General features: G+C 63.7%; 10 protein-coding genes. 2 read left to right on the top strand and 8 right to left on the bottom strand.

Annotated elements, in window-relative coordinates; genetic code table 11:
* Positions 1-200 precede the first annotated feature (200 nt).
* On the top strand, positions 201-1,727 hold the full coding sequence (locus tag CAK78_RS16455) for a YfcC family protein (RefSeq protein ID WP_094697988.1): 1,527 nt from the start codon (positions 201-203) through the stop codon (positions 1,725-1,727).
* A 58-nt stretch (positions 1,728-1,785) separates the two neighbouring features.
* Here CAK78_RS16455 and CAK78_RS16450 read toward each other — a convergent pair whose 3' ends face one another.
* Positions 1,786-1,974, bottom strand: a complete 189-nt coding sequence (locus tag CAK78_RS16450; RefSeq protein ID WP_005301113.1) for a hypothetical protein — start codon at positions 1,972-1,974, stop codon at positions 1,786-1,788.
* A 504-nt stretch (positions 1,975-2,478) separates the two neighbouring features.
* On the opposite strand from CAK78_RS16450, the gene CAK78_RS16445 reads away from it, so the two are divergent.
* The gene (locus tag CAK78_RS16445) at positions 2,479-3,024 is read left to right on the top strand and encodes a glycine zipper 2TM domain-containing protein (protein ID WP_016350791.1); all 546 of its coding nucleotides are present in this window, start codon (positions 2,479-2,481) and stop codon (positions 3,022-3,024) included.
* Between the two features lie 135 nt (positions 3,025-3,159).
* On the opposite strand, the gene CAK78_RS16440 is transcribed toward CAK78_RS16445, so the two are convergent.
* From CAK78_RS16440 to CAK78_RS23170, 7 genes are all read right to left on the bottom strand, one after another.
* A complete protein-coding gene (locus CAK78_RS16440; RefSeq protein WP_094697987.1) occupies positions 3,160-6,378 on the bottom strand; it encodes an ExeM/NucH family extracellular endonuclease in 3,219 nt (1,072 codons plus the stop codon).
* A gap of 529 nt (positions 6,379-6,907) precedes the next feature.
* On the bottom strand, positions 6,908-7,393 hold the full coding sequence (gene xdhC, locus CAK78_RS16435; protein WP_094697986.1) for a xanthine dehydrogenase iron sulfur-binding subunit XdhC: 486 nt from the start codon (positions 7,391-7,393) through the stop codon (positions 6,908-6,910).
* Positions 7,390-8,268, bottom strand: a complete 879-nt coding sequence (gene xdhB, locus CAK78_RS16430; protein WP_094697985.1) for a xanthine dehydrogenase FAD-binding subunit XdhB — start codon at positions 8,266-8,268, stop codon at positions 7,390-7,392. Before xdhB ends, xdhC begins: the two co-directional genes overlap by 4 nt.
* On the bottom strand, positions 8,261-10,603 hold the full coding sequence (gene xdhA / locus CAK78_RS16425) for a xanthine dehydrogenase molybdenum-binding subunit XdhA (protein WP_094697984.1): 2,343 nt from the start codon (positions 10,601-10,603) through the stop codon (positions 8,261-8,263). Before xdhA ends, xdhB begins: the two co-directional genes overlap by 8 nt.
* A 329-nt stretch (positions 10,604-10,932) precedes the next feature.
* Complete coding sequence (locus CAK78_RS16420) at positions 10,933-12,309, bottom strand: NCS2 family permease (RefSeq protein WP_094697983.1); 1,377 nt, start codon at positions 12,307-12,309, stop codon at positions 10,933-10,935.
* A 285-nt stretch (positions 12,310-12,594) separates the two neighbouring features.
* Positions 12,595-13,911 carry a guanine deaminase gene (guaD, locus tag CAK78_RS16415; protein ID WP_010633916.1) on the bottom strand — a complete coding sequence of 439 codons (1,317 nt, stop codon included), beginning with the start codon at positions 13,909-13,911 and terminating at the stop codon, positions 12,595-12,597.
* Positions 13,912-13,935: 24 nt separating this feature from the next.
* A partial coding sequence (locus tag CAK78_RS23170) for a solute carrier family 23 protein (RefSeq protein ID WP_303396020.1) occupies positions 13,936-14,621 on the bottom strand: 686 nt, incomplete at its 5' end.

The raw sequence follows: 14,621 nt of genomic DNA, 5'->3' as shown, positions 1-14,621 counted from the left end.
CCGCAGCGCTGTTCATGCTTCCCCTTGGCGGGTTATGGTTTCCTGGTGAAACAATCTACCGGATGTTCAATATCAGGCCAGATTTCTCGCCATACGATGCGCCACAACCAGTGAGTTTGCGCACTCTCGCTGCATGACGAAGGAACCCTATCGACCCGATATTCCGCCGAGCCCGAACCTGCTTTATCGAGGAGCATTTTATGTGTGCCGAGCCGAATACCCAGACCCGCAGACAATTTCCCACCGCGTTTACCATCTTGTTTTTGATCATGTTGTTGGCCATCGCTCTCACCTGGATAATTCCGGCGGGCGCCTATGCCAAGCTCTCTTATAATGCCGCCAACCATATGCTGACCATCAACACGCCGCAAGGGGAAACCCGGCGTGTGCCCGCCACTCAGGATGAGCTGGCGAGGCTCGATATCAATATCGGGGTGGAGCAGTTCGTCAATGGCACCATCCGCAAGCCCATCGCCATCCCCGGCACCTATGAGCGGCTGGCCCAGGCGCCGAAGGGGCTCTCCGACGTGGCGGTGAGCATGGTCAAGGGCACCATAGAGGGGGCCGACATCATCGTCTTCATCCTGGTGCTGGGCGGGCTTATCGGCGTCATCAACAAGACAGGTGCCTTCAATGCGGGACTGGTGGCATTGTCGCGCAAGACCCGCGGCAACGAGTTCCTGTTTGTGGCGCTGGTCTGCTTTGTGATGGCGCTGGGGGGTACCACCTGCGGACTGGAGGAGGAGGCCGTCGCCTTCTATCCCATCCTGGTGCCCATCTTTCTGGCGCTTGGCTATGACGCCATCGTCTGCGTGGGGGCCATCTTCCTTGCCGCCTCCATGGGCACTACCTTCTCCACCATCAACCCCTTCTCGGTGGTGATCGCCTCCAACGCCGCCGGCATCCCCTTTACCGAGGGGCTGAGCTTTCGCGCCGTCGGCTGTCTGGTGGGCACCCTGGTGGTGATCGGTTATCTCTACTGGTACTGCAAGAAGATCAAGGCCAACCCCGCCTTCTCCTACACCTATGAAGACAGAGAGAGCTTTCGGGCCCGCTTTCTGAAAGAGGGCTCCCTCGATGAAGGGGTCCCCTTCACCCTGCGCCGCAAGATCATCCTGACCCTGTTCATCCTCGCCTTCCCCCTGATGGTGTGGGGCGTCTCCATGGCCGGCTGGTGGTTCCCGCAGATGGCGGCCTCCTTCCTGGCCGTCGCCATCGTCATCATCTTCATCTCCGGCCTCAAGGAGAAAGAGGCGGTCGAGGCCTTCACCCAGGGGGCGTCCGAGCTGGTGGCGGTGTCCCTCATCATCGGGCTGGCGCGGGGGGTCAACCTGGTGCTGGATCAGGGGATGATCTCGGACACCATCCTGGCTTATGCCTCCAGTCTGGTGGCCGGCATGCACGGCGCCGTGTTTGCGGTGGCCCAGATGCTGGTGTTCACCCTGTTGGGGCTGGTGGTGCCCTCCTCCTCGGGGCTCGCGGTGCTCTCCATGCCCATCATGGCGCCGCTGGCGGATACCGTGATGATCCCGCGCTACATAGTGGTGTCGGCCTACAACTGGGGGCAATACGCCATGCTGTTCCTGGCACCCACCGGGCTGGTGCTGGTCACCCTGCAGATGCTCGGCATCCAGTTCAACCAGTGGGTCAGGTTCGTGCTGCCCATGGTTGGCTTTGTGCTGGGTTTCGGCGCCCTGATGCTGGTGGCGCAGGTGATGCTGGTCTAGCGCACATTGCCCCCGCCCCGGCGGGGGCAATGCCTTATCCAGGGTGCAGATCCGGGGCCTAGTGGCGCACCCTGTGCTGCTGGCGAAAACAGAAGAGCTTGAGGCTGATGTCGGCTATGTCGGCGGGCAGCTCCTGCGCCGTCTCACAGAGGGGTTGATAGAGGGAGTCCAGCAGCCGCTGGGCTTGTTCCCGGGTGATGATGCCGGCCTGCACGGCCGGTTGTATCCATCTTGGCAGCATCGACATATGAACCCCCTTGCTGACCGGATGACCGCAGCCGAACTGGCCTGACTGCGGGTGACGCCTGCCGGCTCACATTGGTGCGGGCCGCCAGAGACGCGCGATTTATCCTCTCTGCCAACAGAGCAAGCATAATGCTTGCCGTGATCTGTTATCGGCCGCCAGCCATCCTGGCAACAGTGATTTATCAAGCGGTTGGCGCACCCTGACTGGCCCTTGTTGATGACTAGGCCCCCCTTGTTTGCCACTGCGCCAGCCGGTGGTGGCAGGAGCTTGACGCAAAATGGGAAAATAGGCCCAGCTGAATCGCAAAATGCCATTCGCAGATCGCTTTTGCTGCCTTCACTGCACCTTTGTCGCCAAAGCCCGACACCTTTTTGGCGAGGCACTTTCTGGTGCAGTCAGGGGCTGTCGTGCCCGCACGGACTTTGCCTTGTGCCTCCTTGCCCTTGTGCCAAGATGAGCGCAAGCAAGAGACGCATCCCGTGATGCATTTGAGGAGAAGAGAAAATGAACAAATCCATGTTGGCAGGAGTCGGGATCGGTGTGGCCTCTGCGCTGGCCTTGTCAGCCGCCGCCAGCGGATCCCTGTTTTCATCACAGCCTCAGTTCGCCGAAGTGCTGGCCAGCAAAGCGGTGACCGAGACCATCAAGACCCCCCGTCAGGAGTGTCGCAACGTCACCGTGACCCACCGCAAACCGGTGCAGGACGAGCACAAGATCCTGGGTACCGTGGTCGGCGCGGCGCTGGGCGGCGTGCTCGGCAACCAGTTCGGTGGCGGCAACGGCAAGAAGGTGGCGACCGCCGCCGGCGCCGTGGCAGGCGGCTACGCCGGCAACCAGGTACAGGGCAACATGCAGGCCGGTGATACCTACACTACCACAGAGCAGCGCTGCAAGACGGTGCAAGAGAGCAGCACCCGTACCCTGGGCTATGACGTCACCTACCGCCTCGCCGGTCAGGAAGGGGTGATCCGCATGAACAAGGCCCCCGGCGCCACCATCCCGGTCAAGGATGGCAAGCTGGTGATCGACGGCCCCCAGAGCGGCAGCTGATCCCGTCAGCCTGTCCAGCTCAGAGGCCCATCCTGGTGATGGGCCTCGCTGTTTTTGGCATTTTGGTCTGCAACAGCAAGGTGGCCGACAACAGAAAGGGGCCCGCAGGCCCCTTTTCATATGGAGAAGTCATCCTCAGCGGCGCCCGAAGGGCCACCAGGACTTGTCGTTGTCCAGAATGTCGACCCGGGTCTCCTGCAGGTTGCCCGGCTGGCCACCCTGCAGCGCCGCCAGACTCACCTTGAACTGCTCGGTCGGCTCGACAAACCAGTCATCGATGATCAGCACCTTGACCGACTTGCTGCCCCCCTCGCCCGCGGCCCAGCTCACGGTCTGGCTGAACCAGGGCAGGAAATCCAGCCCCCAGCGCGCCGTGACCCCGTCAAGGGCCACCCGGGCCCGGGCCGGCTTGCTCAGATCGCCGCTGCGCACCAGCGGGATCTCGGCAAACCACTGCCCCTCGTTCACCGTCAGGCTGGCGCGCGCCAGCGAGATGGTGGACGGCGCCAGCTTGTCCTTGATGGTCACCAGGGTCTGGTGCTGCTCGCCCAGGGTTGCGCCACTCGGGTCAAACAGCTCCAAAGTAAAGGTCTCGTCCCCCTCGCGCAGGGTGTCGCTCTTCACCGGGATGCTGATGGTCTGGCTGTCGCTCTGCCCGGCGGCCCAGTGCAGGGTGCCGGTGAGCGGCGCCACGTCGCTTGCGTCCGCGCTGCCGTAGGCAATGCGATAACTCACGCTGGCCTCCCCATAGCTGCCGTCACGGCGCGCTACGCTCAAGGCCAGGGTGTTGCCCTCCTCCACACTGGCAGCGGCGCTCTCGAGGCTCAATACCCCGGCAGGCGGCAGCGGGTACTGGATGGCCACCAGCACGGGATCGTGATCCGAGGCGCTGAAGGGCCCTTCGGATTTCGCCAGCTGGCCGCTGTACTTGCTGCCGTACTCGAAGAAGTTGCTCTCGGCGGAGTTGATGTGCCAATCCTCGATGCCGATCACCTTGGCCGCGAGGCTCGGGTTTGCCAGGGCGTGATCCAGGTTGCCGAGCTCCCCTTCGTAGCTGTAGGAGTAGGTGTCGGTGCCGTGGAAGCGGGTGTTGAGGTTGACAAAACCATACCCCTTGCCCAGGGCGCTGCCGCTCTCCTCGAAGGGTTGACCCGCCAACGTGGTGAAGGAGGCGCTCATGATCTGGCGCGATTGGGCGGCCGGCTCATAGTCGGTCAGCACCCGGATGGGATCCTCCATGCCGTAGGCGTTCATGTCGCCGATAAGCAGCAGATCCCCGGCCAAATCCTTGAGGTGCTCACCCAGCACCTTGGCGGCGGAGACCCGCAGTGCGTTGCAGTGGCCCTGGCCATCCAGCGGATCGGCGCTGGCGTAGTCGGGGTAATCTTCGAAGCAGGCGGAGCCCTTGGACTTGAGGTGGTTGACCACCAGGGTCAGCGGCGCATCCCCCTTGGGCGAGCTGAAGCGCTGCACCAGCGACTCGCGCATCCCCTGATTGATGGTCACCGGCTTGCCGCTGGCATCCTGCGCCTCGGCCTGCTGCACCGGCAGCGCGATGAGGCTCGCAGCCCCCTCCGGGGTCACCTTGACGGGTCGGTAGATAAGCCCCACCGTGATGGCGTCGGTGCCAATCGGCTTGCCATCCGGCGAGGCAATCCAGCGGTAGTGATCCGCCTCGTCCGGCTGGGCGGCGTTGAGGGCCGCCACCAGGTTGGCGATGGCGGAGTTGTCGCCGTAGCCGTTGTTCTCGATCTCCATCAGCCCTACCACGTCGGCATTGAGGCGGGTGATGGCGCTGACGATCTTGGTGCGCTGCAACTCGAACTCCGCCACCGTCGGGGCGCCCCGGTTGCTGCCGGTGGGGTTGGCATCGCCCCCCACGACCGTGGTGAAGAAGTTGAGCACGTTGAAGCTGGCGACCCGCAGATCCCCCGCCTCGGCAAGCTCAGGGGTTTCCACCCGATCCCAGCCGCTGTGATCTATCTGGCTTGCATCGATGCGGTTGCTGGCCACCAGTCGGAACAGGTTGTAGGAGTAGCCAAGCGCCCCCTCCAGCCCGTTGAGCTTGTCGCCGATGCGCAGGTAACCGTCCTCGGCGTTGAAGCCGGGGAACCAGGGCAGCACACCGTCCGGCGCCTTGGCGTCGGTCTCCACCACCAGCTGGTTCTGCTGGTTGCGCAGGGCCCAGTCGCTCGCCTCCTGACTCATGGCGGCAAACTTCTGGGTCGACTTGATGAGCGGCGCACCATAGGCCAGCACCAGGTTGTTGCGCTTGCCGTCGTAATCGAAGCTGAAGTTGCGGGTCACTACCAGGCTGGATTCAGGCACCAGCCGCACCTGCATCCCCTCGTGACGCTCCAGCAGCTGGCTCAGGCTCTCCCCCGCCACCGGCACCAGATCCACCGCGGCCGGCACAGTCCCCTGCGGCCGGGTCACCACCAGCTCGTCGGCGTTGATCTGGGTCTGGTTGAAATACTCTTTCACCTTGCCCGAGACGCACACTTCGGCCCCCGGCACGATGGCGGCGTTGGCCTTGGTGCTGTAGACGAAGAGGCCGTCGGAGGTGGCCGGATCGCCGTCCCCCTGTTCATCCTGAATGAAGAAGCCCTTGTAGAGGCCGCTCACCACCTGAGTCACCACGCCGCGGGTGGCGTAGGCCTGCTCCGATTCAAACTTGCCGGCCGGCACCAGCGGGCTGCTGTTGCCGGGGCCCTGAATGGCGGGCACCGGCACCAGGTTGTCTACCGGGCAGACGAAGGCGGGCGGCTGGGTGCCATCGCAGGGGCCATCGCCGCTGCAACCCAGGCCACTGGCGTCATCCTTGGGGGCGGCCACGTATTCGAGCGCCGGATCGAAGGGGGCGGTTGCATCAGTCCGACCGGTGGTGACGGTGGCCTTGCGGCGCAGGGTCATGTCCAGAGTCGAGACGTTGCCGGAGACCCAGGCCGTGCCGGGGTCCACACCGACCTGACCGAAACTGTCGATTATCTCGCTACCGCGATAGAGCACCAGGGCGTCGTCACCGTTGAACACCAGGTTGCCGCTGGTACGGTTCGCCTTGGCCAGGATCTCGGCATTTGCAGAGGGGTTGGCCAGCACTAGGGTGGCCCCCGGGGCCAGGGTGCCCTGCAGCGCCAGGCTGTTAGTGGGGGATTCGCTGAGAGGTTTGCCGTTGGCGTAGAGCGCCAACCGATATTGGGAGAGATCGACGGCGTCGCTGCCAAGGTTGCTCAGCTCCACCGCCTTGTTGTTGCCCGAGCCTTCCAGGTATTCGCTGATGAGCAGCTGTGCCTGTGCCTGTCCCGCCAGCGCCAGCCCGACGGCCAGCGCTACCAGAGAGTGTCTTCCTGACATGCCAGTTTCCTTTTCTTTTTGACGTTATGTTTTGCGCCCCGCCAGGCGGGCCGCAGCACCTTGTTACGATTCTGATTGAGCATCATGGCGGCCTCGGCCAACCACGGCGCCTACTCTGCCCGTTTCGGCGCAGGGCCGCCGCGAGCTGGCTAACAATTACAGAAAAATGTTGCGGCCACGTGACGAAAAAGGAGCTTTTTTTCAGCCCCCTTGCCGTTATTTTCCGTTATTTCCCGCCCACCGGTATTTGCTGCCGCCAATATGCAAAAGGGGCGCACAAGATGGCGACACAAGTTGACATAGTGCGTAAAAACAGTCGCTTGCCATTTCCAGGCCGCTGCGCGGACCAGGCTGTTCATTATTTGTGCTGACAGCCCGGCAGTGCAGTATGCCTGTTCCCCATTGCCCGCCCGAAATAACGGGATGCGTGTTTGACCGGCGGGGTGAAAATAATCCTCCCGGCCTATTTCAGATGCTGTCACCTCGCTGCCGAACGACGGTTTGAGAAGCTAATCGAGGGGCGAACCCATCACCCCTTGCAGCACTTCTTCACCGCCCGCACCACGTTCTGATAACCGGTACAGCGGCACAGATTCCCCGACAGCCCGCGGCGGATCTCCGCCTCGGTCAAGGGACGGCGTTCGGTCTTGTCGAGCAGGGCCGCGCTCGCCATCACCAACCCCGGGGTGCAGAAGCCACACTGCACCGCTCCCTCGTCGATAAAGGCCTGCTGCACGTCGGAGAGCTCATTGCCCTGCCGCTCCCCCTCCACGGTGCGAATGGATTTGCCATCGGCCCACACCGCCAGATAGAGGCAGCTGTCGATGGCCGTGCCATCCACCCGCACGGTACAGGCGCCGCACTCGCCGACACTGCACCCCTCTTTCACGCTGATAAGCCCCTGCCCGCGCAGGAAGTGAAGCAGCGACATGGTGGGCGGCACGGCATAGGAGTAAGGCTTGCCGTTGATCTCGCACTTGATCGCAACAGTGGGACAGCTTTGCGGTTGCATCATAGGATCTGGCCTCCGGCACGTTCGACGGCGCAGGCGACCACCCGCTGCGCCAGGGTTTTGATCAGGTGCAGGCGAAACTCTTTGTCTGCCCGCCAGGAGGAACGCGGCGCCACGTCGGCCACCACCGCCTCGGCAATCGCTGCCAGCGTGGCGCGAGTCAGCGGTTGTCCCTCAGCCGCGGCTTCGGCGTGAGGGGTGCGCACCGGCGTCGGGGCCGCCACCCCGTAGGCCAGTCGCAGGCGCTTGAAGCGGCCATCCTCAATCTGGCAGTAGGCGGCGCAGCCGATGGTGGCGATGTCCATGGCACCCCGCATGGCGTATTTGAAGTAGTGGGAGCCCACCTTGGGGTGTGCGTCCGGGGCAAAGTGAAACGCCACCAGGATCTCCGCCGGTTGCAGTGCCACCTTGCCGGGGCCGGTGTGAAAACCTGCGATGGGGATGCGGCGCGTGCCATCGGGGCCGGCGATCTCCAGCTCAGCCTCCAATGCGACGGTCGGCGCTGCCGAGTCGGCACTGGTGGCACCGTTGCAGATGTTGCCGCCATAGGTGGCGACGTTGCGGATCTGCGGTCCTGCGATGGTGGCAGCCGCTTCAGCCAGCATCGGCAGGCGGCGCTGCACCAGCTCGTTTTCGATGAGCTCGGTAAAGGTGGTGCCAGAGCCGATGCGAATAGCGCCGTCGGCCAGCTCGCTCACCCCCTTGAGTTCGGGCAAGTCGTGAATATCGACGATATGGCGATAGGCGGCGTTGAGGTGATGCAGCTGGATCATCACATCGGTGCCACCGGCCAGCAGGCGCGCCTCGGGGTCGGCCTGACGCAGGGCAACCGCCTCGGCCACGCTGTGGGCCTTGTAGTAACGGGCAATATCAAACATGGCGTTGCTCCTCCCCTGCTCCCTCGCCAATCAAACCCGCCGCGACAAGCTCCCGGAACAGGGTTTTTGGGGTGATGGGCAGCTCGTTGATGGCGACCCCGGTCGCCATGCGAATGGCGTTACGGATCGCCGGACCCGGCGAGATGATGGGCGGCTCCCCCAGTGACTTGTGGCCATAGACCGACTGGGGCTCGTAGGTCTGCACGAAGTCGCATTCAAGCTCGGGCAAATCCAGCATGGTGGGGAACTTGTAGTCAAGCAGGTTGGGGTTGCGCACCACGCCGGTCTTGGCGTCGATGATCATCTCCTCGAACAGCGACCAGCCGATCCCCATCCCCATGCCGCCGTGCACCTGCCCCTCCGCCAGCTGCGGGTTGAGGATCTTGCCCGCATCGTGCAGGTTGAGGATGCGATTGATGGTCACCTTGCAGAGATCGATGTCGACGCTGAGATCGACAAAGGTACAGCCGAAACTGGGCGGATTGGTGGTGGTCTTGTGGGAGACCTCCGAGGTGATCTGGCCGCCGATGGTGAGGTGGTAATAGGCGTTGACCGACACCTCGGCGACGCTTATCAGCACCTTGTCCGGCGCACCCGCCAGCACCACGTAACCGTCGATCAGGGTGAGCGACCCCACATCCTGATGGCAGAGCTGGGCTGCCAGCGACAAAATGCGGGCCCGCAGTTGCAGCGCCGCCTGATGGATGGCGGGGGCCGCCACATAGCTCTGGCGCGAGGCGAACGAACCCGGGTCGTAGGCGGTGATGTCGGTATCCTGAGTCGAGATGACCCGGATCTGCTCAAACGGAATGCCCAAGGTCTGGGCCGCCATCTGGGCAAAGACGGTATCCGATCCCTGCCCTATCTCGGTGGCACCGATCTGCAGATTGACGGTGCCATCCTGGTTGAGCAGCATGCGGGCGCCGGCGATCTCCACCCCCACCGGATAGGTGTTGGAACCATAACTGAAACAGGCTACCCCGATGCCGCGCCGCACTCGGCTCGCCGGATCCTGTGCCAGACACTCGGCCTTGAGCCGCTCCCACTCGAACTGCTCGCCACCCCGGTGCAGACACTCAGGGAGCCCTGCACTGTAGATGGTCTTCTGGTTGACCTGATTGACATCCCCCTCGCGGGCCACGTTGGCGATGCGCACCGCAAGCGGATCCAGACCCAGCTCGGCGCAGGCATCGTCCAGCATGCACTCGAGAGCAAACACCACCTGGGGCGCGCCGTAACCACGCATGGCACCGGCGGTGGGCAGGTTGCTGTAGAAGGTTTTGGCGTCATAGCCAAAGGCGCTGCGCGGATAGAGGTAGCTTATCTTGTTAGCACCGGCGCTGGCGATGGAGTGGCCGTGGGAAGCATAGCCGCCGGTGTTGGAGAGCACGTCCAGCTGATAGCCCTTGAGGGTGCCATCCCGGCTGATACCGAGGGTGCCATCCCGGCTGATACCGAGGGTGCCGTCGATGGCAAAACCGTGGCGGGTACGAGAAGCAAAAAAGCACTCCTCCCGGCTCAGGGTCACCTTGACCGGCACGCCACCGAGCTGGTAACTCAGAAACGCCGCCATCGGCTCTTCCAGCACATCCTGCTTGTTGCCAAAACCACCGCCCATGTAGGGTTTGAGCACCCGCACGCTCGACCAGGGCAGGCCGAGGGACTTGGCCACCCGGCTGCGCACTATCTGGGGGATCTGGGTGCTGGTGACGACGATGATGTGGTCCGGCTGATCCATATAGGCGTAACAGGTCACCGTCTCCAGATGGCAGTGCTGCACCACCGGCGTCTGGTAGTGCCCCTTGAACTGCAGATCCGCTGCGGCAATGGCCTGCTCCGGCTCCCCCGCCCGGATCTGGCTCTGGCGCAGCAGGTTGCCGGTCGGGTGGATGGGATAGGCCCCCTCGGCCAGGGCGCTGGACGCATCCGTCATCACCGGCAGCGGCTCGTAGGTCACCTTGACCAGGGCGGCGGCCTTCTCGGCGACCAAGGGATCGCGGGCCACCACGATGGCGACGCAATCGCCGAAGTGACGCACATGGTCGGTGAGCAGACGCCGGTCTTTCACGTCCCGCTTGGTCTCATCGAGGGACCAGGCGTGACCGGCGGTGCGAAAACAGGTGGTGGGCACATCCTCGTGGGTGAACACGGCTTCGACCCCGTGCAGGGCCAGCGCCTCGCTGGCATCGATGGTGAGCACCTTGCCGTGGGCGATATGGCTTCGCACGTATTTGGCGTAGCGCATGCCGAGCATGATGTTGTCGTCGGTGTAGCGGGCGCTGCCGGTCACCTTGGCCTCGGCATCCACCCGCTTGAGCGGTAATCCTATGGACATATGCAAGTCCTTTGTCAGGCAGAAAAAATCAGAACCGGTATAAAAAACAGCAAGATATGCGCCCGTTTCCGGCACGTCGGGCCAACCGGGGGGCAAAGGCGGCGAGCAAAGGGAAGAAGTGTGAAGAAGATCCCATCCGGCGCCCATCAGGCGCTCCGTCATGGCCGTGGCCAGCCCCGGAATAGCAGTCCATGGAGGACTCGGCGACGCCAGTGCCGGGCGACGTTATCAATCTGGTAAGCCCCGTTATCAAAATGGTATGAGTTCGATTTGCAGGGCGGGGTCTGCCAAGAGAGGCTGGCCCCGCGAAGAGAAGGACGCGATGCGGACTAGATGGCCCAGCCGCCAGCATAGAAGAGCACCAGCGCCAGGGCGATGATGACGGTGCCGACGTTGAGCTTGCGCCACTCCTTCGAGCAGATGCGGCCGATCACCAGGGCGCTGAAGCCCAGCATGATGCCGGTGACAATGTTGCAGGTGAGCACGATGAAGACGGCGCACAGCAGGCCGGACATGGCCCCGACGAAGTCATCGAAGTCGAGCCGGGCGACGTTGCTCAGCATCAAGAGCCCCACGTACATCAGCGCCGGTGCGGTGGCATAGGCCGGCACCAGGTAGGAGAGCGGCGAGAGGAACAGCATCAACAGGAACAAGACCCCCACCACGGTGGCGGTGAGGCCGGTCTTGCCCCCTGCCGCCGTGCCCGCCGCCGATTCGATGTAGACGGCGGCCGGCGCGGCCCCCACCAGACCGGAGAAGATGCTGCTGATGGAGTCGGCGCTCAGCGCCTTGCCGCTGTTGATGATGTGGCCATCCTTGTCCAGCAGGTTGGCCTGCCCCGCCACGGCGCGAATGGTGCCGGTGGCATCAAACACCGCCGTCATCACCAGCGCCAGCACGCTGGGCAGCACCAGCGGCGAGAGCGCCCCCATGATGTCCAGGCTGAAGATGAGGGAGTTGCCCTGCTCGTCGGCGAGGCTCGGCATGGCGAACAGCCCCTGATACTTGACCGCCGGATCGAAGATGAGGCCGAAAATGGAGATGGCGATGATCACCAAGAGGATCCCGCCCGGAACTTTAAGCTTCTCCAGCCCGACGATGACCGCCAGCCCGATGAGGGACATGATGACCGGCATGGAGGTAAAGGCCCCCAGCGCCACCGGCAGCCCCTCCAGCGGGTTCTTGATCACCAGCCCCACCCCGTTGGCGGCGATCAGCAGCAGGAAGAGCCCGATGCCGATGCCGGTGCCGTGGGCGATCCCCATCGGCAGGTTGTCGAGGATCCAGCTGCGCACCCCGGTCACCGAGATGGCGGTAAACAACACCCCCATCAGAAAGACGGCGCCGAGCGCCACCGGGATGGAGATCTGCTGCCCCAGCACCAGGCTGAAGGCGGTAAAGGCGGTGAGCGAGATGGCGCAGCCGATGGCCATCGGCAGCTTGGCCCAGAGACCCATCAACAGCGAACCAAAGCCCGCCACCAGACAGGTGGCCACGAATACCGCCCCCGACTCGAATCCCGCCTTGCTCAGCATGCCGGGCACCACGATCACCGAATAGACCATGGCGAGAAAGGTGGTGAGCCCCGCCAGCACCTCCTGGCGCACGTTGCTGCCCCGCTCGCTGATCATGAAGTAGCGATCGAGTGCGCCGCCGGCGGGCTGTCGTCCCGCCGCCGCCCCCTTGTCCGCAACTGCCCCGTCCATCTCGTTTATCCTGTTTGTCTGGCTCATGGCCGACTCCTTCCTGCATCCCTGAATGTGTCGTGACGAAATGGCGGTCGGTGCCGTGGATCTCTGCTGCCACGGTCGCCGGCATCATGGGGTTGGCAGGCAAGGCAAACGTTTGACTTGCCGTCTAAAAAAACCGGGCCATTTCACCTGCTGTGGCGGGGCAAGCGCCTCGCCTGTCGTGCGGCGCAGGCACCACGCTGGCCCCTGCTGCCGTGTTCCCGGGGCGAGCATGCCCGCCCCTCTGCTTTGAAAACCGGATCAGCCCCGCTCGTGCACCAGCTGACCATCCACGTAGGTGCGGTAGATGGATCTGTCATCCCCCAGGGTCAACAGCACAAAGAGCTTGTCGCGCAAGGTGGTGGAGTTGTCGTAGCGCAGCTGCTGCAGCGGGGTGGCGACCGGGTCGAGCACCACGAAGTCCGCCTCCTTGCCCACCGCAAAGCTGCCGATCTGCTCGTCAAGCCCCAGCGCATGGGCGCCGCCCAGGGTGGCGAGATAGAAAGCCTGATAGGCCGAGAGGCGCTCGCCCTGCAGCTGCATCACCTTGTAGGCCTCGTTGAGGGTCTGCAGCATGTTGAAGGTGGTGCCAGCGCCGATGTCGGTGCCCATCCCCACCTTCACCTGCTTGTGCCACGCCTTGTGCAGCTTGAACAGGCCACTGCCCAGATACAGATTGGAGGTGGGACAAAACGCGATGGTGGAGCCGGTCTCTTTCAGGCAGTCCCACTCCTGCTCTTCCAGATGAACGCAGTGGGCAAACACGCAGTTGTGGCCGGTGAGGCCGTGCTGGTGATAGACGTCGAGATAGCCCTGATGCGCCGGGAAGAGGGATTTCACCCAGGCTATCTCGTCCTTGTTCTCGCACAGGTGGGTGTGCAGATAGGTGGTCGGGTACTCTTCGCGCAGCCGCCTCGCCATCGCCAGCTGCGCCGGGGTCGAGGTGGGGGCAAAGCGCGGTGTGATGGCGTAGAGCAAGCGGCCATTGCCGTGCCAGCGCTCGATAAGCGCCTTGCTCTGTTCATAACTGCTCTCGGCGGTATCCAGCAGATAATCTGGCGCGTTGCGATCCATCATCACCTTGCCGGCGATCATCCGCATGTTGATGCGACTGGCCGCCTCAAACAGGGCATCCACCGATTCGGGGTGGACGGTGCCGAACACCAGCGCCGTGGTGGTGCCGTTTCGCAGCAGCTGCTTGATGAAGAAGGTGGACATCTCGCGGGCGTACTCGAGATCGTTGTAGCGCCGCTCGGCCGGAAAGGTGTGGCGGTTGAGCCACTCCAGCAGCTGCTCGCCATAGGCCCCCACCATCTCGCTTTGCGGGTAGTGGATGTGGGTATCGACGAAGCCCGGCACTATCATCTTGCCGCGATAATCCCGCACCCGCACCTGGGCCGGAATGCGATCACGGCCCTCCTCCCACTGGCCGAACCAGTCGATGCAGCCGTTGCGGATGATCAGCAGGCCGTCTTCGATGAGACGGGCATTGGGCTCTATCTCCTCGGGCTGGCTCACCACCCGGGTGATGTCAAAGAAGCTGCCGCGCACCGCCTTGACGGAGTTGTCGTTTTTCATCTCTCAATTCCCTCTTGTTGTTCGTTAGCCGCGATCCACTTGCGGGGCGCGCACCTGGGCCTCCTCCGTCGCCAGCCCCTGTTGGCGGGCGGTGGCCGACGGGGCGGGCCGGGTGGCAAAACGGGTGTCGGGCTTGTCGCTCAGCTGGATCAGCTCCACCGCCTCGGCGGCATTGGCGGCCGCCTTGCGTCTGCGGCTCTGCGGCAGCACCAGGTTCATGATGATGGCGGTGATGCCGCCGGCGCAGATGGGGTTCTCCACCAGCATGTAGATCCCCGCCGGCAGCACCTTGAAGACGTTCGGGTCGTAGGAGACCCCGAGCCCCAGCCCGAGCGAGGTGGCGACGATCAGGGTTTCGCGCCGATCGAAGCCGTGACTGATGATGATGCGCCCGCCGGCGATGGCGATCATGGAGAACATGATGACCATGGCCCCCCCCATCACAGGCGACGGTATGGTGGTGAAGAAGCGCCCCACCACCGGGAAGAGGCCGAGCAGCACCAGGATGACGGCGATGAACTTGCCCACGTGGCGCGAGGCTACCCCGGTCATCTGGATGACGCCATTGTTCTGGGCAAAGGTGGTGAGCGGCAGGGAGCCGAGCGCCGAGGCGATCACCGACACCAGGCCGTCCGCCAGCACGCCGCCGGAGAGCCGTTTTTGAAACTCGGGGCCCTGGATCTGCCGGTGGGAAACCATGGCGGTGGCGG

It is taken from the genome of Aeromonas sp. A35_P, from assembly GCF_002259925.1.
Classification (GTDB): Bacteria; Pseudomonadota; Gammaproteobacteria; order Enterobacterales; family Aeromonadaceae; genus Aeromonas; species Aeromonas dhakensis.
The sequence above is the reverse complement of the archived record's forward strand: the minus strand, read 5'-3'. Positions and strand labels throughout refer to the sequence as shown.